At 31.3% G+C, this 25,636-nt stretch carries 26 protein-coding genes, 1 tRNA gene and 1 pseudogene; 10 read left to right on the plus strand and 18 right to left on the minus strand.

Features of this window, described 5'->3' with window-relative positions; translation table 11 throughout:
- Nucleotides 1-52: 52 nt before the first annotated feature.
- From NZ841_00530 to ffh, 10 genes and pseudogenes are all read right to left on the minus strand, one after another.
- Nucleotides 53-1,567, minus strand: a complete 1,515-nt coding sequence (locus NZ841_00530; GenBank protein ID MCS7201253.1) for a YifB family Mg chelatase-like AAA ATPase — start codon at nt 1,565-1,567, stop codon at nt 53-55.
- Entirely contained in the window at nt 1,557-1,913 is a 357-nt protein-coding gene (locus tag NZ841_00535) for a YraN family protein (protein MCS7201254.1), read from the minus strand. Before NZ841_00535 ends, NZ841_00530 begins: the two co-directional genes overlap by 11 nt.
- Nucleotides 1,913-2,524 (minus strand): ribonuclease HII, encoded by a 612-nt coding sequence (locus NZ841_00540; protein MCS7201255.1) that lies wholly within the window; start codon nt 2,522-2,524, stop codon nt 1,913-1,915. The genes NZ841_00535 and NZ841_00540 overlap by 1 nt, the downstream gene beginning before the upstream one ends.
- Complete coding sequence (lepB, locus tag NZ841_00545) at nt 2,491-3,075, minus strand: signal peptidase I (protein ID MCS7201256.1); 585 nt, start codon at nt 3,073-3,075, stop codon at nt 2,491-2,493. Before lepB ends, NZ841_00540 begins: the two co-directional genes overlap by 34 nt.
- A complete protein-coding gene (rplS, locus tag NZ841_00550) occupies nt 3,072-3,425 on the minus strand; it encodes a 50S ribosomal protein L19 (GenBank protein ID MCS7201257.1) in 354 nt (117 codons plus the stop codon). The genes lepB and rplS overlap by 4 nt, the downstream gene beginning before the upstream one ends.
- A gap of 4 nt (nt 3,426-3,429) precedes the next feature.
- Nucleotides 3,430-4,164 (minus strand): annotated as a pseudogene (gene trmD, locus NZ841_00555) (tRNA (guanosine(37)-N1)-methyltransferase TrmD).
- Nucleotides 4,158-4,673: a ribosome maturation factor RimM gene (rimM, locus tag NZ841_00560; GenBank protein ID MCS7201258.1), complete on the minus strand. Its 516-nt coding sequence runs from the start codon at nt 4,671-4,673 to the stop codon at nt 4,158-4,160. Before rimM ends, trmD begins: the two are co-directional and overlap by 7 nt.
- Nucleotide 4,674: 1 nt before the next feature.
- On the minus strand, nt 4,675-4,905 hold the full coding sequence (locus NZ841_00565; protein MCS7201259.1) for a KH domain-containing protein: 231 nt from the start codon (nt 4,903-4,905) through the stop codon (nt 4,675-4,677).
- Nucleotides 4,906-4,944: 39 nt separating this feature from the next.
- Nucleotides 4,945-5,187 (minus strand): 30S ribosomal protein S16, encoded by a 243-nt coding sequence (rpsP, locus tag NZ841_00570; protein ID MCS7201260.1) that lies wholly within the window; start codon nt 5,185-5,187, stop codon nt 4,945-4,947.
- Between the two features lie 26 nt (nt 5,188-5,213).
- On the minus strand, nt 5,214-6,521 hold the full coding sequence (gene ffh, locus NZ841_00575) for a signal recognition particle protein (protein ID MCS7201261.1): 1,308 nt from the start codon (nt 6,519-6,521) through the stop codon (nt 5,214-5,216).
- 160 nt (nt 6,522-6,681) lie between these two features.
- Between ffh and NZ841_00580 the strand changes: the two genes are divergently transcribed.
- From NZ841_00580 to NZ841_00600, 5 genes are all read left to right on the plus strand, one after another.
- Complete coding sequence (locus tag NZ841_00580; protein ID MCS7201262.1) at nt 6,682-7,008, plus strand: metalloregulator ArsR/SmtB family transcription factor; 327 nt, start codon at nt 6,682-6,684, stop codon at nt 7,006-7,008.
- Between the two features lie 145 nt (nt 7,009-7,153).
- Nucleotides 7,154-7,239, plus strand: a tRNA-Leu gene (locus NZ841_00585).
- Nucleotides 7,240-7,261: 22 nt separating this feature from the next.
- Entirely contained in the window at nt 7,262-7,465 is a 204-nt protein-coding gene (locus NZ841_00590) for a hypothetical protein (protein ID MCS7201263.1), read from the plus strand.
- A 16-nt stretch (nt 7,466-7,481) separates the two neighbouring features.
- Complete coding sequence (locus NZ841_00595) at nt 7,482-7,805, plus strand: YbjQ family protein (GenBank protein ID MCS7201264.1); 324 nt, start codon at nt 7,482-7,484, stop codon at nt 7,803-7,805.
- Between the two features lie 227 nt (nt 7,806-8,032).
- Entirely contained in the window at nt 8,033-9,907 is a 1,875-nt protein-coding gene (locus NZ841_00600) for a family 16 glycosylhydrolase (GenBank protein ID MCS7201265.1), read from the plus strand.
- Nucleotides 9,908-9,951: 44 nt separating this feature from the next.
- On the opposite strand, the gene NZ841_00605 is transcribed toward NZ841_00600, so the two are convergent.
- Entirely contained in the window at nt 9,952-10,683 is a 732-nt protein-coding gene (locus tag NZ841_00605; GenBank protein ID MCS7201266.1) for an MBL fold metallo-hydrolase, read from the minus strand.
- A gap of 137 nt (nt 10,684-10,820) precedes the next feature.
- On the opposite strand from NZ841_00605, the gene NZ841_00610 reads away from it, so the two are divergent.
- The 3 genes from NZ841_00610 to lipB all read left to right on the plus strand — a co-directional run bounded on the left by NZ841_00610 (nt 10,821) and on the right by lipB (nt 14,961).
- Nucleotides 10,821-12,746, plus strand: a complete 1,926-nt coding sequence (locus NZ841_00610; protein MCS7201267.1) for an ABC transporter substrate-binding protein — start codon at nt 10,821-10,823, stop codon at nt 12,744-12,746.
- A 125-nt stretch (nt 12,747-12,871) separates the two neighbouring features.
- Entirely contained in the window at nt 12,872-14,245 is a 1,374-nt protein-coding gene (locus tag NZ841_00615) for an MATE family efflux transporter (protein MCS7201268.1), read from the plus strand.
- A 14-nt stretch (nt 14,246-14,259) separates the two neighbouring features.
- The gene (gene lipB / locus NZ841_00620) at nt 14,260-14,961 is read left to right on the plus strand and encodes a lipoyl(octanoyl) transferase LipB (protein MCS7201269.1); all 702 of its coding nucleotides are present in this window, start codon (nt 14,260-14,262) and stop codon (nt 14,959-14,961) included.
- Here lipB and NZ841_00625 read toward each other — a convergent pair.
- Genes NZ841_00625 through NZ841_00650 form a run of 6 tightly spaced genes read right to left on the minus strand, consistent with a single transcriptional unit; the run spans nt 14,891 to nt 20,974 of the window.
- Nucleotides 14,891-15,262 carry a hypothetical protein gene (locus NZ841_00625; protein ID MCS7201270.1) on the minus strand — a complete coding sequence of 124 codons (372 nt, stop codon included), beginning with the start codon at nt 15,260-15,262 and terminating at the stop codon, nt 14,891-14,893. The genes lipB and NZ841_00625 overlap by 71 nt on opposite strands.
- Entirely contained in the window at nt 15,259-16,242 is a 984-nt protein-coding gene (gene floA / locus NZ841_00630) for a flotillin-like protein FloA (protein ID MCS7201271.1), read from the minus strand. The genes NZ841_00625 and floA overlap by 4 nt, the downstream gene beginning before the upstream one ends.
- Before the next feature lies 1 nt (nt 16,243).
- A complete protein-coding gene (locus tag NZ841_00635; GenBank protein ID MCS7201272.1) occupies nt 16,244-17,500 on the minus strand; it encodes a hypothetical protein in 1,257 nt (418 codons plus the stop codon).
- Between the two features lie 6 nt (nt 17,501-17,506).
- Nucleotides 17,507-17,971, minus strand: coding sequence for a hypothetical protein (locus tag NZ841_00640; protein MCS7201273.1), 465 nt, complete (start codon nt 17,969-17,971; stop codon nt 17,507-17,509).
- Entirely contained in the window at nt 17,968-19,251 is a 1,284-nt protein-coding gene (locus NZ841_00645) for a nitrate/sulfonate/bicarbonate ABC transporter ATP-binding protein (GenBank protein ID MCS7201274.1), read from the minus strand. Before NZ841_00645 ends, NZ841_00640 begins: the two co-directional genes overlap by 4 nt.
- A 1-nt stretch (nt 19,252) precedes the next feature.
- The gene (locus NZ841_00650; protein MCS7201275.1) at nt 19,253-20,974 is read right to left on the minus strand and encodes an ABC transporter permease subunit; all 1,722 of its coding nucleotides are present in this window, start codon (nt 20,972-20,974) and stop codon (nt 19,253-19,255) included.
- 294 nt (nt 20,975-21,268) lie between these two features.
- Here NZ841_00650 and NZ841_00655 point away from each other — a divergent pair, with 294 nt between their 5' ends.
- Both NZ841_00655 and nfi read left to right on the plus strand, forming a co-directional pair.
- Nucleotides 21,269-23,896 carry a glycoside hydrolase family 57 protein gene (locus NZ841_00655; protein ID MCS7201276.1) on the plus strand — a complete coding sequence of 876 codons (2,628 nt, stop codon included), beginning with the start codon at nt 21,269-21,271 and terminating at the stop codon, nt 23,894-23,896.
- Nucleotides 23,847-24,569, plus strand: a complete 723-nt coding sequence (gene nfi / locus NZ841_00660) for a deoxyribonuclease V (GenBank protein MCS7201277.1) — start codon at nt 23,847-23,849, stop codon at nt 24,567-24,569. The genes NZ841_00655 and nfi overlap by 50 nt, the downstream gene beginning before the upstream one ends.
- Here nfi and NZ841_00665 read toward each other — a convergent pair.
- Nucleotides 24,546-25,619, minus strand: coding sequence for a DUF763 domain-containing protein (locus NZ841_00665; protein MCS7201278.1), 1,074 nt, complete (start codon nt 25,617-25,619; stop codon nt 24,546-24,548). The genes nfi and NZ841_00665 overlap by 24 nt on opposite strands.
- Nucleotides 25,620-25,636: the final 17 nt, after the last annotated feature.

Here is a 25,636-nt window from a genome sequence, read left to right on the forward strand (position 1 = left end):
CTTGCGTATTTTAACATAAAGAACAAAAGATCTTCAAACATTTTAGAGTTTGTTATGAAATAAAATCCTCAAGTCCCCTATAAGATACTGCTTCTGCTAAGTGGTCTACTTTGATATCTTCGCTTTCTTCTAGATCTGCAATAGTTCTTGCTACCTTTATCACTCTATCAAGTCCTCGGAGAGAAAGATTTATTTTATCTATTATATTTGAAAGGAAAATCTTGGCTTCATTAGATAATGGACAATATTTCTTAATATATTTGGGACTCATTTGAGAATTGGTAGAGATTTTTTCTTTTTTAAATCTTTCTTCTTGAATTCTTCTTGCCCTTTCCACTCTTTTCCTTATTTCTGTAGAGCTCTCACTTTTTTCGTCCTTAAAAATTTTGTTTTTTTCTACTCTTCCCACATAAATTCTGATATCAAATCTATCAAGTAGAGGGCCAGATATCTTATGCCAATAATTTCTAACCTCGTATGGAGAACAAATGCAATTTTTCTCCTTATCCCCAAAATAACCACATTTACAAGGATTCATACTACCAACAAGAATAAATTGGGCAGGATAAGAAACAGTATATTTAGAACGAGATATAATTACTCTTCCCTCTTCTAGAGGTTGTCTTAATGCTTCTAACACATCTCTTCTGAACTCAGGAAGTTCATCTAAAAACAATACTCCTCTATGGGCAAGACTTATTTCTCCTACCTGAGGAGTAGATCCACCTCCGAGGAGTCCTGCATAGGATATAGTATGATGAGGATTTCTGAAGGGTCTTTTCTGAATAAGATATTCATTATTCAAAAGTCCCGCAATACTATAAATCTGAGTTACTTCAAAGGCCTCTTCATAAGTTAAAGGAGGAAGAATGGAAGGGAGAGATTTTGCAAGAAGAGTTTTGCCAGTCCCAGGAGGGCCTACTAATAAGATATTATGTCCACCTGATGCGGATATTTCCATTGCTCTTTTTGCTACCTCTTGTCCCTTTATCATAGAAAAATCTTCGTCAAAGAAAAAACTATATGATGGAATTTTAAATTCTAATGGTAGTATACTTTGATTTCCTGTGAGAAAATTTATAACCTGAGTAAGATTTTCTACTGGATATATCTCGGCATCTTTTACTAAACTACATTCTGTTTCATTTTCTTTAGGGATTATAATCTTTTTAAATCCCTTATTTTTAAGTCCCCAAACTAAGGGTAATAATCCTTTTCCTTTTCTTACTCTTCCATCTAGAGCTAATTCTCCTAAAAAAGCAATATCTTCAGAATCAATATTGAAATTGAATTGACAAGATAAAATACCTATAGCGATGGGTAGGTCAAGTAAAGAACTGTCCTTTCTTAAATCAGCTGGTGCAAGATTTACTGTTATTCTCCTTAATGGAAATTCAAAGTTACTGTTTTTTATAGCAGATCTTACTCTTTCTTTTGCTTCTTGTATAGCTTGTTCTGCCAAGCCTACAATATTAAAACTAGGAACACCAGAGGAGATGTCTACTTCAACTTCTACCTTATAACATTCTAATCCTAAAAGTACTGCAGAGGAAATCTTAGAAAGCATTAGAAATGTGCTCAAAGGATTTAATTTTATTATCTTTGTCTAAAAGAATAGAAAAAACGTCAAATCTTATTTGATAATCTTTAATTTTTCTTTTCGAGAGATAATAATCAGCAATAAATCTTATTTTCTCTTGTTTTCTCTTATTTATTGCCTCAATAGGGCTTCCAAATTCTAAAGATTTTCTCGTTTTAACCTCGACAAAAATCAAAAGATTTCCCTTTTTAACGATTAAATCAATTTCTCCAAAATTAGTTTTATAATTTCTCTCCCAAATTTCAAATCCCCTTTTCTTAAAATATTCCAGTGCAAAATCTTCCCCAAGTCTTCCTCTTATTTTCTTATCCATTATATTAATTTAAAAGTCTTTCTATGAATTTCCGAAGGACCATAACAGATAATATTTTTTCTATGCTCTTTAGTAGGATAACCTTTGTGTTTTCTAAATCCATAAAAAGGATATTCTTTATCTAATTTCTCCATAAATTCATCTCTTAAAACTTTAGCAACTATAGAAGCTCCAGAAATACATTTACAAAATCTATCTCCTTTAACTATTGCTTCTTGAGGAATTTCTAATTTTGGTATTAGCTGATTTCCATCAACTAAAACAAAATCAGGTTTTATTTTCAGGCTTTCAATTGCTCTTTTCATTGCCAATAATACTGCTTTTAAAATTCCCAATTTTTCAATTTCCTCAACTGTAGAAACTCCATAACTCCAATCTAAAGCCTCTTCTTTAATCAATAAAAAAAACTCTTTTCTTTCTTTTGGTTTAAGAAGTTTAGAATCTTTCAAAGGTAATGAGGAAAAAGGAGGAAGAATTACAGCCCCAGCAAAAACAGGTCCTGCCAATGCTCCTCTTCCAGCTTCGTCCACTCCTGCAATCTTTTCGTATTTTTGCCAAAGCTGTAATTCTTTACTCCTCAATGAATAACTTGAATTCTTTGAGGTGGCCATAACAGTAAAATTGCTTTTCCTACAAGATTTTTCTTAGGAACAAATCCCCAATATCTACTATCCACACTAACAGGTCTATTATCCCCTAAAACAAAATAACTATCTTTAGGAACCTTTATAGGACCATAATTGTCATCACTTTTTCTCTTTACATAATTTTCTTCCAAAAGTTTTCCATTAATGTACACATTCCCTTTCTTAATTTCTACGGTATCTCCGGGCAAACCTATAAGTCTTTTTACATACTCCTTAGATGGATCTAAGGGATACTTAAAAACAATAACTTCTCCTCTCACAGGCTCTCTAAAATAATAAGGTATTCTCACCACTAAAACAGCCTCGCCGTCGTTTAATGTAGGAATCATGGATCCTGTTGGAATATAAGATATTTGTAGTATAAAGCTTTTAATAAGAAAAGCTAAAACAAAAGCAAAAAGAATCGTTTCAACAAAATCATACCACTCCTTACCTTTCAATTCCTGTCTTTTTGATAATAAAAAATCTATCTTATCCTTAAACCAAAAAACTACCTCCTCAAGCTTTTCCTTCATTCTTCCACCCTTTCAGCTATTTTTGCTTTTTTCCCACGCAAACCACGTAAATAATAGAGTTTTGCCCTTCTTACTTTTCCTCTTCTTACTACCTCAATCTTTTCTACAAAAGGAGAATATAAAGGAAATATTCTTTCTACTCCAACTCCTTGAACTACTTTCCTTACAGTAATCGTTTCTCTTAATCCTCCATGTTTTTTAGAAATCACAATACCTTCGTAAACTTGTATTCTTTCTTTTTCTCCTTCTACTATTTTATAGTGAACTCTAACAGTATCTCCTGGCCAAATCTCAGGAATTTCTTTGTTTTTCATTAATTCCTTCTCCACATTTTGGATAATCAAATCCATATTTTACCTCCTTTCCTAATTCTTCTTCTATTTCTTTCAATAGAATATAATCCTCTTCTGTGAGAACTGCTTTTCTTAGAAGATCTGGTCTTCTTAATAGCGTCCTCTTCAAAGCTTCTTTTCTTCGCCACCTCCTTATTTTCTCATGATTTCCAGAAAGTAAAACCTCTGGAACTTCCATTCCCTCAAAATTCCTTGGATGAGTATATTGAGGATACTCTAATAACCCTCCCTGAAAAGATTCCTCCCTTAAAGAATCGGGATCTCCTACAACTCCAGGCAACAATCTCACAATAGAATCAATAATAACCAACGCAGGAAGCTCTCCTCCACTTAAAATATAATCTCCAATTGAAATTTCTCGAGTAACAATACTTCTTACTCTCTCATCTATTCCTTCGTATCTTCCACATATAAATATTAGATGTTCTTTCTTTGATAATTCTTCTGCAATTCTTTGATTATAAACTTCTCCCTGAGGTGTGAGAAGAATTACCTCGGAAACATCCTTTTTTAGACTTCTAACACATCTAAAAATAGGCTCAGGTTTCATAACCATTCCCGCTCCGCCACCATAAGGATAATCATCAACACTTCTATGTTTATCAGTAGTATAATCTCTTAAATTATGAACATTAATTTCCACAATACCTTTATCTCTTGCTCGTTTTAAAATACTTATATTTAATGGTCCTTCAAACATCTCTGGAAATATAGTTATTATATCTATTTTCATAATTCTTGTATCAATTCAACAACTATTTTTTTCTCTTTAATATTCACTTCTTTAATAACATGTTTTATAAAAGGCAATAATAATTCTTTACCTTGGTTTTCTACCACAAAAACATCATTACTTCCTGTTTGTATTATCTCTCTAACAGTTCCTAAAAATTCGCCATTTAAATCATAAACAGATAATCCTAAAATTTGAAAGAAATAAAAAGAACCTTCAGGCAACTCAAGAAGCAAATCTTCTTCTAATAAAAGCCAGTTTCCTCTTAATTTCTCTATTGAATTTCTATCTTTAAATTCTTCAAAGTATACTACATATCCTTTCCCATGAAAATGTATATTTTCAAGCGTAACTTCTTTTTTTATGTATTCTGTATCTCCCTCCGCAATATATAATTTTTGTCCTTTTCTTAATTTGAAAATATAATCATAAAAAGAGTATATTTTTATTCCACCTCTTATACCAAACGGTTCTCCTAACTTTGCAATTCTTATTAACCTTCTTTCATTCATTCTATTGGAGTACTTCTATAACTACTTTTTTACCCTTTTTTAATCCTGCAACTCTAACAATAGTCTGCAAAGCTTTAACAGTCTGACCTTGTTTTCCAATCACTCTGCCTCTATCTTCTGGCGCAACTTTTACTTCAAGAATCACAGACTTTGTTCCTTCTACCTCTCTTACTTCTACTTCCTCAGGATGCTGAACAATAGCCTTAATAATATATTCCAACAATTCTTTCATTAAAACCAAATCCCCCTTTTTATTCTTTACCAAAATTATTTAACCAATTATACCTAATTTTCTCAATATTTTTTCTACAGCTTCCGAGGGTTGAGCTCCTACACTCAACCAGTACTTAACTCTATCTTCCTTTAATTGCACAGTTTCTGGATTAGTCTTAGGATCATAAAATCCTAAAATTTCCAAATGTTTTCCCTCTCGTGGTCTTTTACTATCTATGGCAACAATTCTATATACTGGTCTATTTTTTGCTCCAATCCTTGTCAATCTTATTTTTACCATTACTTCACCTCCTCTCTATGAGAATACTATATAAAAGGGAAAATATTTTTCTTTGCTTTAGAGAAGTTTTTAATAATCTCTAAAGTTTGGAAATATTGTTTCAGAAGCCTATTTACATCCTGTACCGTTGTACCACTTCCTTTTGCAATTCTTATTTTTCTGCTTCCATTAATAATAGAAGGGTTTCTTCTCTCTTCTCTTGTCATAGAATCAATAATTGCTAAAAACTTTTTTACTTCTTTCTCATTTACTTCAGGCTTTATCTTATTTTTAGGAATACCTGGTAACATATCCAAAATTTGCTCAAAAGTTCCTATTTTTGTAATTTCTTTAAGTTGTATATAAAAATCTTCTAAATCGAACTTTGCTTTTTTTAATTTTTCTTGAATTCTTTCTTGCTTTTCTAATTCAATATTTGCTTCAATTCTCTCAATTAAGGTAGCAATGTCTCCCATTCCTAAAATTCTTCCTGCAAGACGATCAGGATAAAAGTACTCTAAATCATTAATCTTTTCTCCTATTCCTATAAATTTAATAGGCTTTCCTGTCACCGCTCTAACAGATAATGCAGAACCACCTCTTGCATCCCCATCTAATTTAGTAAGAATAATCCCTGTTATTGAAATTCTCTGATTAAATTTCTCTGCAATATTTATGGCATCCTGACCTGTCATGCCATCTAATACTAAAAGAACCTCAGAAGGATTAAAAGTATTAGTTAAATCTTCTAACTCTTTCATCATATCTTCGTCTACATGAAGACGCCCTGTGGTATCTACTATAAGTATATCCATAAGTCTTTCTCTTCCAATTCTTATTGCATTTTCTATTATCTCTTTTGAAGAATTTCCTTCTTGTACTACAGGAATTTTTATTTTTTCTCCTAAGACTTCTAATTGCTTTTTTGCCGCAGGTCTAAAAGTATCTCCTGCAACTAACATAACCCTTTTTTGTTCTTGAAGAAGTTTATAAGCAAGCTTAGCACAAGTAGTTGTTTTCCCAGAGCCCTGTAATCCTACAAGAAATATGAGAGATGGTTTTTTATTACCAAGATTTATTCCCACTTTTTCTTTTCCTAAAAGATCTACTAACTCCTCATAAAGAATCTTTAAAACTTGCTGAAAAGGAGATACACTTTTAAGAACCTCTTCCTTAAGGGCTTTTTCTTTTACTTTATTTAAAAGCTCTTTTACTACTCTATAATGAACATCCGCTTCAAGAAGAGCTTGTCTTATCTCTCTTAAAGCTTCTTCTATGTCTTTTTCAGAAAGTAAACCTCTATTTCTTAATCTTTTGAAAATATTTTGTAAACGATCTGTTAAGCTCTCAAACATAATTAACTTCCTTTTGACTTAATTTATACTTAGCATACTATAGACAATATTAAAACCATTGTCAATCATTTTTTTATTCTCAAAATTATTATATAAATTTAAATTTTTTATGTTAAAATATCTTTAAAATAAAATTATTAAAGAAAGGAGGTGGATAATCATGAGAAATAATAAAAATATACAAAAAGAAATTTCTGAAGAAATGCTACAAAGTATTGCAGAAGTTTTAAATTCCTTAGCCCATCCCCTCCGATTAAAAATTATACTTTATCTTTATGAACATCCTGCTTCTGTTTCAGAAATGTTACAAATATTAAATGTAAGACAGCCTAATCTATCTCAGCATTTAAACCTCTTAAAAAGATTAAAAATTTTAAAAACAAAAAGACAAGGAAGAATGATTTATTATCATCTTAACTGTCCTGAGCTTAGAGACTATATCATAAACATTATTGAGCTTCTAAATAAATTAAAACTTATCGTATAGTAAAGGAAAAATATTTCTCAAAAATTATTCTAACTCTTTATTCTTTCTTCTATTAATAAGACAAAAGTAGAATTTTTCGTATATTTCATAACATTTTTCTTGTCAAAAATAGATAATACATTAAAATATATCTTAGACGATTATTGCGGATGTGGCGGAATGGCAGACGCACAAGACTCAGGATCTTGTGGGGTATTCCCCGTGGGGGTTCAAATCCCCCCATCCGCACCAAGCTAATTTGTAGGGGGAGTATATGGAAAGAATTTCTTATATTATCCTAATCACAATCTCAGTGATATGGTTATTAGCTGTAGTATTTGGTTTTATTATGGCTTTTCCTTACGGAATAATTGGAATTTTCCTTATTATTGCTCTAGGACTATTATTTATTAAGGTTATTAAAGAAAAATTAGAAAGAAAAAGTGAGGAAGACAAATATAAAAATGTTAAATGGTAAAAAGGGGGTATCTTAAGTGATAATCACAACTACCGATCATATTCCTGGATATGAAATTATTGAAATTATTGGAATAGTAAAGGGAAGTTCTGCAAGAGCAAGACATCTAGGAAAGGATATTTTAGCAGCTTTAAGAAATATTGTTGGAGGAGAAGTATTAGAATATACAAAACTTATAGGAGAATCTAGAGAACAAGCTATTGAGCGAATGATTCAAGAAGCAGAAAATTTAGGGGCAGATGCAATAATTGGTGTAAGATTTGGCACTACGCAGATTATGCAAGGAGTAGCGGAAATTCTTGCTTATGGTACCGCAGTAAAGTTAAAGAAAAAAGAATAAAGAAAATATTCTTAAAATTAATGAAATCTTGAGTTTTTTCTAATAGTCTTATTATTAATAATTATCACCTAAAATTTAAAAAAATTTGACATTGAATTTCTTTTTTATATAATTTCTCATGGAAACTAATAATAAAGGAGGAATTTATATGTAATCAATTTAATAAAAATTTTAAAATTCACGATTAATATTTCTTTCAGAAAGTAATTAGAAAGGGGGTATAAAAATTGAAGCCCAGAGTATTTTTTTTACTCTTTTTAATTCTTCTTCCTCTTATAATAGGATATGCTACACAGCCTGCTCCTCCCCCAGTAACAGAAGAAAATATACTCAAAAATGGTGATTTTTCCAAACCAATTTTATATATAACCCCAGACTATCCAGAAATTCCAACAGGAGACTTTGATACAAAAGGTACTTGGCTTTTTAGAACTGGAGATGGTGCCCAAGCAACAGGAATCTTAGAAAATGGAGTTTTAAAAGTCTCAATCACAAATGGTGGACCTAATTCTTGGTCGGTACAGGTATTGCAATCTCCTATAACAATTGAATATTTAGGAATATATAAAGTGGAATTTGAAGCATGGGCGGATAAAGCAAGAAAGATTGGAGTAAAAATTGGAGGAACCGCAGGAAGAGGATGGCCTGCTTATAATCCAGGACCTTCTGGACAAGTTGATCAATCGGGAGGATATGCAATAAATATTACAACAGAGAAAAAAGTTTATACTTTTGAATTTACTATGAAACAAGACACGGACAATAAAGCAAGATTTGAATTTCAACTGGGACAAGACACAGGAAATATATATATTGATAATGTAAAACTAAAAAGAATAGGAACAGCAGAGCCCCCTGCTCCACCACCTGCCCTAGGAGAAAAATACTGGTATGAGGTAGTATGGCAAGAAAATTTTGATGGACCTTCCATTAATGAAAATATTTGGAGTTTTGAAATAGGAAATGGTCATGCCCAAGGAATCCCAGGATGGGGTAATGCAGAGTTACAGTATTACAAAAAAGAGAATGCTTATATAGAGAATGGAGTATTAGTAATTGAAGCAAAGAAAGAAACTGTTAGTGATGCTTATGGAACCTACAATTACACTTCTGCAAGAATGAAAACTCAAGGAAAATTTAATGTAAAATTTGGAAGAATAGAATTTAGGGCAAAACTTCCAAAGGGGAAAGGAATATGGCCAGCATTATGGACTCTAGGAGAAGATATTACTCAAGTGGGATGGCCTGCTTGTGGAGAGATTGATGTAATGGAGCTTTTAGGACATGAACCCAATAAAGTATATGGAACAGTTCATGGACCAGGATACTCTGGAGCTCAAAGTGTTGGTGGAAACTATAAGCTTCCTTCTGGAGATTTTACGCAAGATTTTAATATTTTTGCAGTAGAGTGGGATCCCATTGGAATCAAATGGTATGTTAATAACGTAAAATTCTTCCAAGTAACTAAACCTGAGTTAGATTTTAAAGGAGGATGGGTATTTAACAAACCTTTCTTTATTATAATGAATGTAGCAGTTGGTGGATACTGGCCAGGGTATCCTGACAAAACCACAGTATTTCCACAAAAAATGTATGTAGATTATATAAAGGTTTATAAAGGTGTAACCATGGGAGCAATTGATAATGGCAATTTTGAATATCCATTAACTAATGATCAAACAAACTGGCCCGATGATTGGTTCGTATGGTTTGGTTCACAATATGGAATGGGAGGAACTGCTACAGCAAAAGTTGAGAATAAAGTTGCGGTAGTTAATGTTGAAAACTATGGAGGGGAACCTTGGCATGTACAATTCAATCAATGGGTAGGACTTTCTAAAGGAAAAACTTATAAACTAACATTTAAAGCAAAAGCAGAAAATGGGAGAGATATTAATGTAAAATTCTTACATCCTACAAATTATACTCCATATGCTATAAAAACTTTTACTTTAACCTCAGATTGGCAGAATTTCGATTTACAGTTTTCCTTTAATGCGGACTATCCTGTTGCAAATCTATCTATTGAACTTGGAAAAACCTCAAATCCTACAACAGGAAAAGTTTACTTTGATGATTTCCTCCTTACAGAAGTTCAATAAAAGTTTTAAGGGAGAGGTAAAAACCTCTCCCTTATTCTTTTTCTTTAGATATTTTCAGGATTATATACAACAGTTGCAGATTCATAAGTTACAAATAACCCTCTAAAACTACTATAAGGATATGGCTCCCCCTTTATCTCCCCTTTTATTATTTTTTCTACAGCTATAATTAGATCTTTCAGGTATTTTATATTTAATGGTCCATTGTCTCCTAAATGGCCATGATAAATTTTTTTATAATCTTTTATTCTTTCATAAAAATTGTAGAGATTTATTATATATTCCTTTAAAGGTAAACATCCTGGAAGGTGCATCCAAGTATGGCCAGCTCCTATTGCATCACCAGTAAAAACAATTTTATTTTTGTCATCGAGTAATACTATAGATCCTGGCGTATGACCAGGAACTTCCATAATTTCTAAAACTCTATCTCCCAAATCAAATATATCTTTAGTCTTTACATCTATAAAATTAGAATAATCAATATTAATGTTAAATATTTTTATAATCTCAACTTCTTTATGATTCATATAAACTTTCTCAAATTGATGTGCTTGCATTATGTGATCCCAATGAGCATGAGAGATTATAACCTCAATGGGTTTATTAGTTAAGTTTTTTAAATAATCTTTCAAAGCACCTGTTCCCATACCTGTATCAAAAAGAATTGCTTTTTCTTTGCCCTCTATTAGGTACATACTATCCTTTCTATAATCAAAAATATGCCAAATTTGAGGCTCAATTAAGATAGAATTATAAATATCAGTATTTTTCATTTAATTCCTCCTAAAAATATATTTTATTAATTATTATAGCTCTTTTGATCATATAAAAATATTGACACATAAAAATTAAGAGATATAATTTAATATAAAAGCGTATGCGCAAACGCTTTTAAAAGGAGGTGTTTTTAATGAAGACTTCCCTCAGAAAAGTTTTGCTTCTTTTATTTTTACTTCTCCTTTTAACTAGCCACCATTTAGCCCAGAAGAAGTATAATGAATCTCCAATGCTTGCTCAGCTTGTAAAGCAAGGTAAACTACCTCCAGTAGAACAAAGACTTCCTAAAAATCCCGTGGTGATTAAACCTACAGAAGAAATTGGACAATATGGAGGTACATGGAGAAGAGCTTGGCTTGGAGCTGGTGACAGATGGGGTATTGCAAGAATCTCCATTAGTGCTTCAAATTTACTAAGATTTAGCTCTGATGGTAAAAAAGTTATTCCTTGGCTTGTAGATAAATATACTGTATCTCCTGATGGAAAGATATATACTTTTCATATAAGAGAGGGATTAAAATGGTCTGATGGAACACCTTTTACTGCTGACGATGTAATCTTTTGGTACGAAGATATAATATGCAATAAAGAAATTACTCCAACAATGCCATCCCAATTTGTTGGATCTGATGGAAAATCTATTGCAAAATTTGAAAAAATTGACACTTATACTTTTAGGATTGTATTCCCTGATCCTAAACCACTATTCATATATGACATTCCTGCTCAAGGATGGTATATAGATACTACTCATGGATCTTTATCCTACTATGCACCCAAACACTATCTTAAACAATTCCATCCTAAATATACCCCTCAAGAACAACTAGAAAAGATGGCAAAAGAAGCAGGATTTTCAAGATGGTATGAATTATTTAAATTTAAGGCAGATTGGCTACAGAATCCCGATCTTCCCTTAACTGCTCCATGGAAAGTAGTAAGTAAAAGTCCCAATGAGCCAGTATTTGTAATGGAAAGAAATCCATATTATTTTGCAGTGGATCCTGAAGGAAATCAATTACCATATATAGATAGAATTGTACATTACTTAGTAAGTGATGCAGAAATGATCAATATGAAAGCTATTGCAGGAGAAATTGATTGTCAAGACAGGCATATGAGAGTATCAAATTACTCTCTATTTATGGAAAACGCAGGAAGAGGCAATTACAGAGTACTTCGATGGGCATCTGCTGTAGGATCTGACCCTGCATTATATATCAACCAAAATGTGAAAGATCCTATAAAAAGAAAATTATTCCAAGATGTGAGATTTAGACAAGCTTTGTCCCTTGCAATTAACAGAAGTGAGATAAATAAGATGCTTTATATGGGACTTGGAACTCCTATGCAAGCATCAATACCTAAAGGTGCAGCTTATTATGATGCTTCCTGGGAAAAAGCCTATGCACAATATGATCCTCAAAAGGCTAAAAAGATTTTAGATAGTATGGGATTAAAAATGGGAAAAGATGGATTCAGAGTTGGACCTGATGGAAAAACTATAGAATTAATTATAAGTTTTACTACTTATCCTGGAAATGCCAATATAAATGTTATGGAACTTATTAAAAGTTACTGGGAGAATATAGGAATAAAGACAATCATAAATCAAATTGACAGAAGCTTATATGTAACTAATTGTAACTCTGGAGATATAGAAATTGGTGTATGGGTAATGGACAGATGTTCCAACTTTATCTTAAGTCCTGGAAGAATTTTAGGCACCATAACTGATGGTCCTTGGGCTCCTCTCTATGCAAGATGGTATTGGACAAAAGGTAAAGAAGGAGAAGAACCTACAGGGGATATAAGAAAATTATATGAGCTTTGGGATCAAGTTAATCAAACTATAGATGCAAGAAAAAGAGATCAATTAATAAGAGAGATAGTTTCACTACATAAGAAAAACATATGGATAATTGGAACTGTAGGAGCTTTACCTTCTCTTTGTATTGTGAAAAATAACTTTAGAAATGTACCTGAATATTTGATAAGTGATGCACCTCTGTTTACACCTCTTAATGCATATCCAGAACAATTCTTTATAAAACAATAATTTTTTGACATAAAAATATTCTTCGATTTATAATAAACTACACCCCCCTCCTTATAGGCGGCTGGGAAAAAAGGAACTCTCCCAGTCGCCTCTTTTTGTTAAAAATATTCATAGAGGTTTTTAAGATGAAAGTTTTGGATTTATGGAATAATGGAGATATAAATATAAGAAAAAGGTTATTAAATCTTGCTATTCCTGTTTTTATAGAAAACATCTTTCAACTCTTATTCAGTTTTGTAGATATGTTTTTTGTAGGATTCTTAGGAAATGTTGCTCTCTCAGCTGTTGGATTAGGAGGTCAAATAGTCAATATATTCATAGCTATATTAGCCTCTCTAACTACAGGAACTTTAGTAATGATAGCTCACAGCATTGGGGCTAAAAAGTACAAAGCTGCTCAAGATTATCTTAGAAATTCACTATCTCTTGGAATAGTTTTATCAACATTCTTGTTTCTCTTTGGACTTTTTTTTATAGATCCTTTTTTATCTCTTTTAGGAGCTAAAGAAAGTTTAGCAAGGCTTACGTCTATGTATCTTAAATACATACTAATTCCTGGATTTCTCCTCGTTTTTATCCCTATAATTTCCGCTGGTTTAAGAGGGGCAGGAGATACAAAGACACCTTTATATGTGACTATAGTGGCTAATATTTTAAACATATTTGGAGATTACGTTTTAGTCTTCGGAAAACTAGGTTTTCCTGCTATGGGAGTTGCTGGTGCTGCATTAGCTTCTTCTCTATCAAGATTTATTGCTTTAATCTATCTTTTTATTATTTTATATCACAAAAGTTCCCTATTTAATTTTCGACTTATGGAAATATTAAATCTTCAAAAGGAAAAAATGTTTCAAATATTAAAAATAGGAATTCCTACTTCTCTAGAGCAATTATTTTTTTCAATTGGAGCTTTAATTTATGCTACAATTGTTCTTCAATTAGGCACAAAGGCCTATGCTGCACATAGAATTGCATTAAATATTGAATCTTTATCTTTTCAGCCAGGGTTTGCTTTTGCTGTTGCCGTAACAACTCTTGTGGGACAATTTAGAGGAGCTAAAGAAGATGATAATGCCTACAAAGCTTCTCTAGAAGCCTGGAAAATTGCTGTAACTTTTATGGGAATAATAGGAGTAACTTTATTTTTGTTTCCTGTATATTTAGTAAAGATATTCAGTAGAGAAAAAGATGTTATAAATATGGCAGTTTTAGCACTAAAGATTATTGCTTTTATACAGCCCTTATTAGCTACTAATATGGTTATGGCAGGTTCTCTAAGAGGATCTGGGATGTCAAAACTCCCTATGATTTCCAATGGCTTGGGAATGTGGCTCATTAGAATTCCGCTTACATATTTTTTTATAAATATAATGAAAGTAGGCTTTCCTGGCGCATGGATTGCAATGGCACTTGATATAACCTTTAAAGCTCTTGTAAATTTCTATTTCTTCGTTATAAGAAAATCTTGGAAAAAGTTAGTAGTAAAGGTATCCCTTTAAGGAGAGTCTAAGACTTGATTTTAAAAGTTTTAGATTTACCCTGTTTAGAATATAGAAAGGCTTGGGACTTACAAAAGTTTCTCCATTCTTATAGAGTAAAAGAATGTATTCCAGATGTTCTTATTCTTTTAGAGCATCCTCCAGTAATAACCTTAGGAAGATTTGGAAAATTGGAAAATCTTTTAAAATCAAGGGAAGAATTAGAAAGATTAAAAATAGATTTCTATAAAATTGAAAGGGGAGGAGATATAACTTACCATGGACCTGGACAACTCATAGGATATTTTATTTTTAAGATAAAAAGTATAAAAAAACTAATCTTCTCTGTGGAAGAATCAATTCAGAAACTTTTAAAAAAATATGGAATAAACTCTCAAATCCTAGAAAAATATCCTGGAGTTTGGATAGAAGATAAGAAAATTTGTTCTATTGGTATGACAGTAAGAGCGGGGGTCTCTTTTCATGGCTTTGCTTTAAATATAACCAACGATTTAACTCCCTTTTCTTATATTATTCCTTGTGGTCTAAAAGATAAAAAAATCACTTCAATATATGAAGAGACAAAAATTTCTCTTCCTTTAATAAAAGTAAAGAGAGATTTTGTAGAAATTTTCTTTCAAATTTATGGCTTTGAAAATTTTGTTATTATTGATACTTTTGACGATAAGGTAGACCAAAACCTCGAAAAGCTTTTGGAGGTCCTAAAATCTCCATAAGAATAATAGCTTCAGGCAATCTTTCTTTTAAATCTTTTTCCAAAAATATAAATGGTTTTTCTTCAGACTTTATCTTTTTAGTTACTGTTAATGTTTCTTTAGCATCCTTTGGCTCAATTCTTACTTTTTGAATTTCTCTTTTTACTTTCTCCTCAACACCTTTTTCTAATCTTTCTTCTTGAGTATATAATTCAATCTTTTTAGGGATATTTACCTTTTGTTTTTGAAGCTCTTTTATTGCAGAAGTTATACCCATTAAGATTACAAAAAGAATATATACCCAAAATATCCAGTCCATCATTCTCTACCTTCCTCTGTCTTTTTTCCCAATTGAGCTATGGCTTCTCTCATTGCAGTATCTGCCATTATATTTTTTAAAGTATAGTAATCTAGAACTCCAAGCTTTCCTTCTCTAAAGGCTTGAGCTATAGCGAGAGGAATCTCTCTTTCCGCCTCAATAACTTTTGCTCTCATCTCCTGAGTCAATGCTCTCATTTCTTGTTCCCTAGCAATAGCTAAAGCCCTTCTACTTTCCGCTTGAGCCTGCGCTATCCTCATATCAGCCTCTGCTTGATCACTCTTTAATCTTGCTCCTACATTACTTCCTACATCTACATCTGCAATATCTATAGAAACAATTTCAAAAGCAGTTCCTGCATCTAATCCTTTTGCGAGAACTGTTCTTGAAATACTATCAGGATTCTCTAAAACCTCTTTATAACTTTCCGCAGATCCAATAGTTGTAACAATTCCTTCCCCTACTCTTGCTATTACTGTTGCTTCTCCTGCTCCTCCCACTAGTCTTTCGATATTTGCCCTTACTGTCACTCTTGCCTTTGCTTTCAACTCAATACCATCTTTCGCTACTGCTGCAACTACTGGAGTTTCAATAACCTTTGGATTTACACTCATTTGAACTGCTTCTAATACATCTCTTCCTGCCAAGTCAATAGCTGCTGCTTTTTCAAAACTTAAAGGGATTCCTGCTCTCTGGGCTGCAATTAAAGCGTTTACAACCCTGTCTACATTTCCACCAGCAAGATAATGAGCTTCTAATTTATCCAAAGTAAGATTTAAACCTGCTTTATGAGCTTTTATCATTGATGTTATTATTATTCCTGGTGGAACCCTTCTTAATCTCATACCAATAAGATCAAAAATTCTTATAGATACACCTGCTGCCAACGCAGAAATCCAAAGTCCCAAAGGAACAAAAGTAAAAAATATGGAGAAGAAAATTATTACTAATATAAAGATAAACAATGCATATACTAAATTCATGTTAAACCCTCCTTACAAAAATTTTATTTCCCTCTACTCTCACAACAATAACCTCTGTCTCTGGGGGTAAATATTCAGATTCCGAATAAACTTCTAATTTTTCTCCCTCTATTTCTGCAAAACCAGTAGGTCTCAACATAGTAAGAGCCCTTCCTTTCTTTCCTATTAAATCAGTTCTTTCTCTTACTGCGATGTATCCTAAATCTCTTTTTTGATCTTCTGGAATACTTAATTTATTCCAAGCTTTACTTTTAGGAAGATAGAAAGCCAAAAATATAATTAAAGATGCTACAGAAAAAAGAGCAGTCAATGTCGCTTGAAAAGTAGTTCCTGAACTACTCACAAGCCAGAAGATACTGAAAAATATAGATGCACTTCCAGCTATTCCCGCAATTCCAAATCCTGGTGTATGCATTTCAATAAATAAAAGAATTAAACCTAAGATAAAAAGAAGTAAAGGCTCAAAACCAGCCAGTCCTGCAAAGATATGTCCTCCAAAGAATAATCCTAAACATATAAGAGATAGAAGTTCAGGAAATCCTAATCCCGGTGTTAAAACGGCCACGTATAAACTTAATAATCCCACAGTTAAAAGAATACTTGAAAATGTTGGGTCAGTTATAAACCTTGTTAAATTCTCAGACCATGTGGGATACAATTTCTTTAGAGGTTCCTTATCTAATTTATAAAATTTTAGCAAGCTATTTAAATCTTCTAAAATAACATCAGCATATTTCCATTTCTTTGCTTGATTAGCAGAAAGACTTAAAATTGTACCTTCTTTTTTAAGATTTGGAATTACAATTGTCTTATCAACCATTCCTCCAGCAATTCTTGGATCCCTTTTTCTTCTTTCTGCAGTACTTTCAAATTCTGATCTCAAAGCAGAAATAGTTTTCTCATCTGCAGGTCTTGGCTCTGCAGAACCTATACTTCCCGATGGAGACATTACTATTTTTTCACAAGAAATAGCAATTAAAGCTCCAGCAGACCAGGCTCTATCTTTTATAAAGGCAATAGTTAAAATTGAAGTATTAAGAATAGCATCTCTTATTTTAACAGCTGCATCAACTCTGCCTCCAAAGGTATCTATCTCAAATATAAAGGCTTTCGCATTGGAGTTTTCTCTTATACATCTTTCTACAAAGGAGGCTAAACCAAGATCTATAGTGCCTTTTATAGGGATTAAATATACAAAACCTCCTTGAGCAAATAGAGGTAAAATAACTAGGAAAACAGTCAATAAAATTTTCTTCAAAAGATTTTAACCTCCTTTCTCATTTTTATAGTATATACCAATATAGGGAATTAGAAAAGAAAAAGGAAGAAGAGAAAAGCAAATTTCAAGGGTAATATATGGAGTTATAAACAAAGAAAAACATAATAAAATAAACCAAGACAGAATACTTAAAAGATAAGCAAAGATATATCTATTGAATATGACCTCTTTTATTACAGGAAAAAACATTAAAAATAAAAATTTTGTTTCCATTCCTCTTATAAGAGCAAAAAGAAAAAATACAAAAATCTCATCAATAAGCGATATTATAAAGGATTCTTTTATAATTTTCCTTTTAAAAAAGTAAAATAAAAGAAAATTATATAGAAAAAAAAGAAAAAAATATAGTTTTATCTCAGAAGAGTCAAACACAACACCAGAATAGATAAAAAAAGCAAAAAGGAGAATTGTAATTAAAAATCTTATCCTAGTTAATATTACTTCATTCATGATTCTCTCTCCATACTTAAAACTTCTGGTAGATAAAGCTCATCTTTATTATCATCATATTCAAAAATTTCAGCATATCTTCCCCAATCAATCAATACATCTAATTGTTTTTCTGCTTCTTGAGCAGAAAGATGCTGCTTAAGAAGATCAAGGAAAAAATCTCGGGGTGCTTTATGATTTGATTTTGACTGTAAAACTCTTACTATTTGTTTTATAAAAGGAACCTTCTCAAGGGCCAATTCCTTAAATATTTCCTTTCTTTCTAAAACATCTGCCTCTGCAAACTTTTTGCCTGAATTCGTAAGAACAAAATCTCCTTCTTTAACTTCTGCTAGACCTAATATTTCTGAGGCTTCGACTATAGGTAATAAATCCTCTATATCCATCAATAATTCTTCTCCTAGTTTATATATATCTACAGGACCCTCTAAATCATTTACTAATTCTATTAATCCTGTGATAGCTCCAACTCCAGCTTGAGGAATGAAAAGATGTTTCTTTTCTCGAAAAGCAAGTTTTTCCATAGGTTTTCCTGTTAGAAAACTGTAAATCATATCAACTAAATTTAAAAACTCTTTAGATTTTTTATCTCTCCAATGAGGCAATTCTATTTCTACTTCTTTTATTATTCTTCCTGGATCCTTACTTAATAATAAAACTCTATCCGCTATATATACTGCTTCCTCAATACTATGAGTTACGAGAATCATAGCTTTTGTGGGAATTCTTTTCTCTATCCATAATTCTATCAGGTCATTTCTTAAGTTTTCTGCTGTCAATACATCAAGAGCAGAAAAAGGCTCGTCCAGAAGAAGTATATCAGGTTCCATAACTAAAGCCCGAGCAAAACCTACTCTTTGTTTCATTCCCCCTGATAATTCTTTAGGATAGGCATTTTCGAAACCATCAAGCCCTATTAAATCTATAGCCTTTAAAGCCTTCTCTCTTCTTATTTCTTGCGGTATTCCTAGAGCCTTTAGTCCTAATTCTACATTTTCTAAGACTGTTAGCCAAGGAAAAAGAGCAAAGTTTTGAAATACCATAGCAACTCCAGGATTTATATCTTTCATTTCTTCCCCTTTATAATAAACTTTACCCTCTTGAGGTTTTAATAAACCAGCGATTATTCTTAATATTGTAGATTTTCCTGAGCCCGATGGACCTAAAAGAGAGACAATTTCTCCTTCTTCTACACTAAAATTTATTTTATCTAAAACCTTTATTTCTCCCTCAGGAAATTTAAAACTTAAAGAAACATTTTCCAATCTCAGAAGTTCCATACTAACCTCCCTGATGACTGAATTTCTCCTCAGACAATTTAAACAATTTTTTCCAAAAGAATCTATTTATTAAAACCACCATAATAGCCATAACCAAAGTAGAACCTGCAAGAAGAGCATTATTTCCTGTAGAGGAAGCTTCTGTAATTAATGCACCAAGTCCTTTTGTTTTTATCACTTTATTACCAAAAACTATATATTCAGAGACAATACTTGAGTTAAAAGCTCCACCCATAGCAGTTATTCCACCGGTTACAAGATATGGAAATATACAGGGGAAAATTAAATTTTTCCATTTTTCCCATTTTTTCATTCTCATCAAATTGGAAACTTCCAAAAGATCTTTTGGAATAGACATTGCTCCTGCAATTATATTGAAAAGAAGATACCATTGAGTGCCTAATAACATTAGTAAAATACTTGCAATATTGAGTCCTCCTGAAATATTTATTAAAAATATCAGAATTATAGGAAAAATTGCTGTAGCTGGAATTGATGCTAAAATTTGAACAATAGGTTGAATTATTTTAGATAATTTAGGATTTGTTCCAACTTTTACTCCTATTGGTAAAGTCCACATTAGACCAATTAAAACCGCAGTACATACTCTCAAAAAAGTAATCAAAGCAGATGATATAATAGTTTTCCAACTATCAAAAGGAAGTTTTAAAATTAAAGATCCTAAACCTATAAATCCTCTTAAAATTAACAGAATTATTATGGCTATTATAAAACCATTAAATATTTTTACTATATTCGAAGAAAAAGAAGAAGTTTTTATTTTTTTATATCTTTCATTGAAATATTGGTTAAGCTTTTCCCTTAAAGGAGAACTAAAATTGTCTCTTAAAAAATTTAATATTTGAGATCTTCTATACCAAAGAAGGATCGTAGATTCGAAACCTTCTTCACTTTCAGTAAATTCAAATTTAAACTTCTGAGACCAAGCAATTAAAGGTCTCCAAATTAGTTGATCAATGAGAATAATTAGTAATATGAGAGCAAAAAGCCCTAATAAAATCCTTGAAATATCTCCATTCATAGAAGCAAAAGAAAGATAAGAGCCAAGGCCAGGAAGTATAAAGTCTTGATTAGTAATTGTAAACATTTCACAAGCCATTAAGAAAAACCATCCACCTGCTATAGACATCATACTATTCCACAGGAGTCCAATAGCCGAATAAGGAAGCTCCAAATGTAAAAATCTTTGCCATGGGTTAAGTCTCATAATTTTTGCAGCTTCTCTCAAATCTTTAGGAATTGAAATTAAAGATTGATAGAAACTAAAGACCATATTCCAAACTTGACCAGTAAAAATTAAAATTATCGAGGTAATTTCTAAACCTATTCTAGAACCAGGAAAAAGTGCTAACACTGCCATAAAAACAGGAGGCAAAAAGGATAAAACAGGTATGGATTGTAGAATGTCTAATAAAGGAATAAGAATTTTCTCTAATTTTTTATTATATGCTGCAGTATAACCGTAAATTAGAGTAAATATAAAGGCTAGAATATAGGCAAAAAATACTCTTAATAAGGAATATAGAGAATAAAGGGGAAGTTTAGATGGAGAAAGATCGAAAGATAAAGGTTCAGAAGGTCTTGTATAGTAAGTATTTAAAGATGATATAGCATATATGATACTTCCAATAAAAAGAAGTATTAATATATCTCCAATGGAAAATTTTCGATAGGATATAGGAGACCACTCTAGTCTTTTCATAATTTCTGGTCTCCTTCTCTTGATAATTTAAAACCAAAGTTGGGAGAAAACCTGATAAGCTCCATTGTTTTTTTTCTCCTTTCTCTAAGTTTTTATGAAAATCACGCCTTGGAACTTGCTCTCCTTCTTTTGTACTCATACAGTTTTAGGCTTTCTCCCTCCTTTCTTTAATGATAACTTTCACTCTGTTTTTTAAATATAATCCTACTAAATTTAAGTGTCAATGAAAAATTATAAATTGAGTTATAATATTTAGGAAAGTTGAAAAATTATATTTAATTAAGGAGAAAAAATATGGCAGATAAGATTTACTTAGCTTTTGTTTGGCATATGCATCAACCTTATTACAAGGATAAACAAAAAAATATATATCTTTTTCCTTGGGTAAGGCTTCATGCTATTAAAAATTACTATAATATGGTAAGTATTCTTAAAGACTTTCCCAAAATAAAGCAAACTTTTAATCTTGTTCCTTCTCTAATCCTTCAATTAGAAGATTACATATATAACAATGCAAAAGATTTGTGGCTTGAAAAAACTCTTATTCCAGCAGGAGATTTATCTGAAGAAGATAAGGAATTTATTCTTGATAAATTTTTTTGGCTTAATTTAGAAAAAATGGCATTAATACATCCAAGATATAGAGAATTATGGGAAAAAAAGCAGAAAAGAGAAAAATATAATGTTCAAGACTTCTTAGATCTTCAGGTTCTTTATAATCTTTGTTGGTTTGATCCGGAATATAGAGAAAAAGATGAATTTTTAAAAAATCTATGGAAAAAAGGCAAATTTTATTCTGAAGGAGAAAAATATGAGGTTATTAAAAAGCAATGGGAAATCATGGAGAAAATTATTCCTTTATATAAAGAATTACAAGATAAAGAACAAATTGAGATCATTTTTTCCCCATTCTTTCATCCAATATTACCTTTAATTTGCGATACTAATTCTGCCAAAATATCTACCCCAGATATTTTGTTACCATCTTTTCCTTTTTGTTATCCTCAAGATGCAAGGGAGCAAATTAGATTAGGAATAGAATTCTTTCAAAAACATTTTGATAGATATCCTAAAGGCATGTGGCCTTCTGAGCAAGCAGTGAGTCCTGAAATTGTTGAAATTTCTGCAGATTTAAATATTAAATGGCTAATAAGTGACGAAAAAATATTGTTTAAAAGCGTAAATAAAGAACTTATAAGAGATCCAGATGGATATATTATAGAACCCAATATACTATATAAACCCTACAAGATCAATATAAAGGGTAAATCTATATACATGATATTTAGAGATGCTTTTCTTTCAGACAAGATTGGATTTGTTTATATGCACTACTCCTCTAAAGATGCGGTAATGGATTTTTATAATAGAATTCTAAATATAAAGAAAAAATTACCCTCAGATTATCCCTATCTTTTAACTATAGCTTTAGATGGGGAAAATTGCTGGGAGTATTATGATAATGATGGAAGAGATTTTTTAAGAAATCTTTATACTTTATTATCAGAAACCCATGAAATTGAAACTATAAAGGTAAGCGAGTATCTTGAAAGATTTCCTCCAAGAGACGAACTATACTATTTACATACAGGCTCTTGGATAGAAGGAAATTTAACTACATGGATAGGAGAAAAAGAAGAAAATATTGCTTGGAATTACCTAAGAATAGTGAGAGATTTTATCGAAGATAAAATTAGGAAAAATCCTGAAATAAAAAATAAATTGGATTGGATTTCGTTATATGCAGGAGAAGGAAGTGATTGGTTTTGGTGGTTTGGAGATGATCAAGACTCAGGAAGAGATGAGATTTTTGATTACATATTTAGACTACATTTGAAAAATGTCTATTTATCTCTTAAAGAAGATCCACCTTCTTTTCTTAGTGTTCCTATAGTAATTAAAAAACCTATATGGATTGAGAAAGAGCCCTTGATTATAACTCCTAATATTGATGGGATTATAACTAATGATGAGGAATGGAAATATTGTTCTTTGAATCTGATAAAGGGAGATGGAAGAATTATTAAAGGAATTTATTACGCCTACGATTTGAATAATCTTTACCTAAGAATTGACTTAAGCATTTCTCCTTTAGAATTTTTTAATCAAGAATTCTATATTGATTTCTATTTCTCCCATCCCCAAGAAACTGCAAGAAATATTTATGCAAGAGAAGAAAAGAGAATTTTAGGATATCCCCTAGCTTTAAATATAAGAATAAAAAATGGGAAAGAATACGAACTGTGGAAAGCCATAGGGGAGGAAAGATGGAGATTAATTGATAGAAGAAGCAATATCAAGGTAAGGGATATACTTGAACTTGCAATACCTTTAAATTATTTTGATGCAAGAAAGGGAGAAAAAATTTGTTTTTCTTTTGCGGTCTTAAAAGAAAGAAAAATTATAGAATTTTTCCCTAAAGAAAATGGATTTAATTTTATTATCCCTGGACTATTAGAAGAAATTATTACAAAAGTAATTAAAAATAAAGATAAAAATTTAGATTTTAATATATACCTTACATCTTTTCTTATTCCCAATAAAATTAAACTCTATCATGCTTACTCTAAGATTATCATAACTAAAGACAAAAATCTTCCAGAAGAAGAGGAAAAACTATCTCCAGGATTAATTGTCAGAAAATACTTAACAATAGAAGATTTCTGGCTTATCCTTCAAGGAATAAGAGATTTAAGAAATTTTTCCATTGGGAATTATCAGGTAAGCTTTGGATTGAAAAAAGTCGAAAAAAGGAATGAAAAATATATTCTAATTCCAAGAGACACATTGAGATTTTTTACATGTCTTTATTTATCTCAACAAAAAGTAGAAATCTTTAAAAAATTTTTAGAAATTTTAGGACGAGTTCCTAATGGAAAAGAAGACATCTCGTGGGGAGCTATTGAAATTGTTGGATTATAAAAAGTACTTTGAATTTAGAAACATAAAAGAGGCTAAGAAGCTTCAAAAATTCTTAGCAAGTAAAATAATCCTTAGAGATACATTTGAAAAGATTGATCTTATAGGAGGAGCTGACACTTCTTATTCAGAGAAGGAAAAGAAAATATTAGGAGTTATTGTAGTATTAGATTTTAAAACTCTAAATATAGTAGAAATATCCTTTGATTTTCATAATGAAGCTTTTTCATATATTCCAACCTTCTTAAGTTTTCGAGAAGGGTTAGTAATAATAAATTCTTGGCTTAAGTTAAAAACTAAACCTGACATTCTCATAATAGATGGCCAGGGATACGCCCATCCAAGGAATTTAGGAATAGCATCTCATATTGGGGTAGTTTTAGATATTCCCACAATTGGTTGTGCTAAAAAACCATTAATAGGAAAATTTATAGAACCAGGATTGAATAAAGGAGATTGGGAACCCATATATTATAAAAATAGGAAAATAGGAATTGTTTTAAGAACAAAAAATAATACAAAACCTCTTTTTATATCTCCTGGACACAGAATTTCTTTTGAAACTGCTATGCATATTGTTTTAAAAACCTCAATAAAATATAGACTTCCAGAACCTATAAGGCTTGCTCATCATTATAGTAAGATAGGTTGGCTAAAGTTTAAAGAAGAAAGATAATTTTTTTAAAGCCTCAATTTCTTCTTTTCTTCCTAACTGAGCTTTTTTAATTGCTTTTTCTAAAATATTAATAGAATTGTCGTAAACTTTTCTGTCAACAGGATAGGGATAACCATCTTTTCCTCCATGAGCAAAGCTAAATCTTGCAGGATCTTTAAAACTTCCAGGTTTTCCATAAATCAATTCACTTATTAATGCTAAAGCCCTTAAAGTTTTTGCTCCAACACCTTCATATAATAATAATTCTTGAAAGGTCTTCGGTGGATTTTCATAGGTTTTTAAAAGAATGGATTTTAAATTTTCAGGTCTAATTTCTTTAATAGTAATAGGATGATATGAAGGAAGAATTAAAGACGTTTTTTCCCATAAAGACAAAACTGTGCTAGGATTTTCCGAAGTTAGAGAAGTAATTACTTCTTGAGCTGGTTTACTCTCTTTTGCTACTAAATTTAAGACAATTTTTTCTATTCTCTCTGAAATTATTCCTTTATGAGGATCCTCTACAAAACTTTTAATTTCCTCTCCAAGCCAGTGATATCTTCTTGCATATCCAGTTTCTTCATTCATTCCTTGTTGTATTACACACCAATTTCCATCCTTTGTAAAAACTAAAAGATGATGATAAAGCTGATATCCATCTTGCAAAGCATTATTGTCAATTCTCGCCACCAATCTACTTATATTTATCCATTTCTCCGCGTCAAATCCTATTTTATCAGCAATATTTCTTATTTCCTCAGGAGTTTTTAGAGCAGTCTTTCCTTTTCCTCCAACTATAAATAGTCCCAATTCTTCACATAATTCTCCTAAACCTTCCTTTAATGCTCCTCCAGTAGTAGTGGTTAGTCCTGAAGAATGCCAATCAAATCCTAATATACATCCTAAAGCTTGAAACCAATAAGGATCAGCTAACTTTCTTATAAAATCATTTATTCTTCCTTCAATAGCAAAAAGAAGTATGATTTCTCTGGAAAGCTTTTTCATTCTTTGAAAAAGCCAAGGAGGAGCTTTTCCAGAATGTAATGGAAGATCAGCAAATTTTCTTTGCATATTTTTTTTAGTATAAT

The sequence above is a fragment of the Dictyoglomus sp. genome, assembly GCA_025060475.1.
Taxonomy (GTDB): Bacteria; Dictyoglomota; Dictyoglomia; order Dictyoglomales; family Dictyoglomaceae; genus NZ13-RE01.

Excerpts from the sequence above, each read along its gene's own strand:
- NZ841_00530 (MCS7201253.1), bottom strand. The coding sequence starts at position 1,567 with ATGCTTTCTAAGATTTCCTCTGCAGTACTTTTAGGATTAGAATGTTAT.
- NZ841_00535 (MCS7201254.1), bottom strand. The coding sequence starts at position 1,913 with ATGGATAAGAAAATAAGAGGAAGACTTGGGGAAGATTTTGCACTGGAA.
- NZ841_00540 (MCS7201255.1), bottom strand. The coding sequence starts at position 2,524 with ATGGCCACCTCAAAGAATTCAAGTTATTCATTGAGGAGTAAAGAATTA.
- lepB (MCS7201256.1), bottom strand. The coding sequence starts at position 3,075 with ATGAAGGAAAAGCTTGAGGAGGTAGTTTTTTGGTTTAAGGATAAGATA.
- rplS (MCS7201257.1), bottom strand. The coding sequence starts at position 3,425 with ATGGATTTGATTATCCAAAATGTGGAGAAGGAATTAATGAAAAACAAA.
- rimM (MCS7201258.1), bottom strand. The coding sequence starts at position 4,673 with ATGAATGAAAGAAGGTTAATAAGAATTGCAAAGTTAGGAGAACCGTTT.
- NZ841_00565 (MCS7201259.1), bottom strand. The coding sequence starts at position 4,905 with ATGAAAGAATTGTTGGAATATATTATTAAGGCTATTGTTCAGCATCCT.
- rpsP (MCS7201260.1), bottom strand. The coding sequence starts at position 5,187 with ATGGTAAAAATAAGATTGACAAGGATTGGAGCAAAAAATAGACCAGTA.
- ffh (MCS7201261.1), bottom strand. The coding sequence starts at position 6,521 with ATGTTTGAGAGCTTAACAGATCGTTTACAAAATATTTTCAAAAGATTA.
- NZ841_00580 (MCS7201262.1), top strand. The coding sequence starts at position 6,682 with ATGAGAAATAATAAAAATATACAAAAAGAAATTTCTGAAGAAATGCTA.
- NZ841_00590 (MCS7201263.1), top strand. The coding sequence starts at position 7,262 with ATGGAAAGAATTTCTTATATTATCCTAATCACAATCTCAGTGATATGG.
- NZ841_00605 (MCS7201266.1), bottom strand. The coding sequence starts at position 10,683 with ATGAAAAATACTGATATTTATAATTCTATCTTAATTGAGCCTCAAATT.
- NZ841_00610 (MCS7201267.1), top strand. The coding sequence starts at position 10,821 with ATGAAGACTTCCCTCAGAAAAGTTTTGCTTCTTTTATTTTTACTTCTC.
- NZ841_00615 (MCS7201268.1), top strand. The coding sequence starts at position 12,872 with ATGAAAGTTTTGGATTTATGGAATAATGGAGATATAAATATAAGAAAA.
- NZ841_00625 (MCS7201270.1), bottom strand. The coding sequence starts at position 15,262 with ATGATGGACTGGATATTTTGGGTATATATTCTTTTTGTAATCTTAATG.
- floA (MCS7201271.1), bottom strand. The coding sequence starts at position 16,242 with ATGAATTTAGTATATGCATTGTTTATCTTTATATTAGTAATAATTTTC.
- NZ841_00640 (MCS7201273.1), bottom strand. The coding sequence starts at position 17,971 with ATGAATGAAGTAATATTAACTAGGATAAGATTTTTAATTACAATTCTC.
- NZ841_00645 (MCS7201274.1), bottom strand. The coding sequence starts at position 19,251 with ATGGAACTTCTGAGATTGGAAAATGTTTCTTTAAGTTTTAAATTTCCT.
- NZ841_00650 (MCS7201275.1), bottom strand. The coding sequence starts at position 20,974 with ATGAAAAGACTAGAGTGGTCTCCTATATCCTATCGAAAATTTTCCATT.
- NZ841_00655 (MCS7201276.1), top strand. The coding sequence starts at position 21,269 with ATGGCAGATAAGATTTACTTAGCTTTTGTTTGGCATATGCATCAACCT.
- nfi (MCS7201277.1), top strand. The coding sequence starts at position 23,847 with ATGGAAAAGAAGACATCTCGTGGGGAGCTATTGAAATTGTTGGATTAT.
- NZ841_00665 (MCS7201278.1), bottom strand. The coding sequence starts at position 25,619 with ATGCAAAGAAAATTTGCTGATCTTCCATTACATTCTGGAAAAGCTCCT.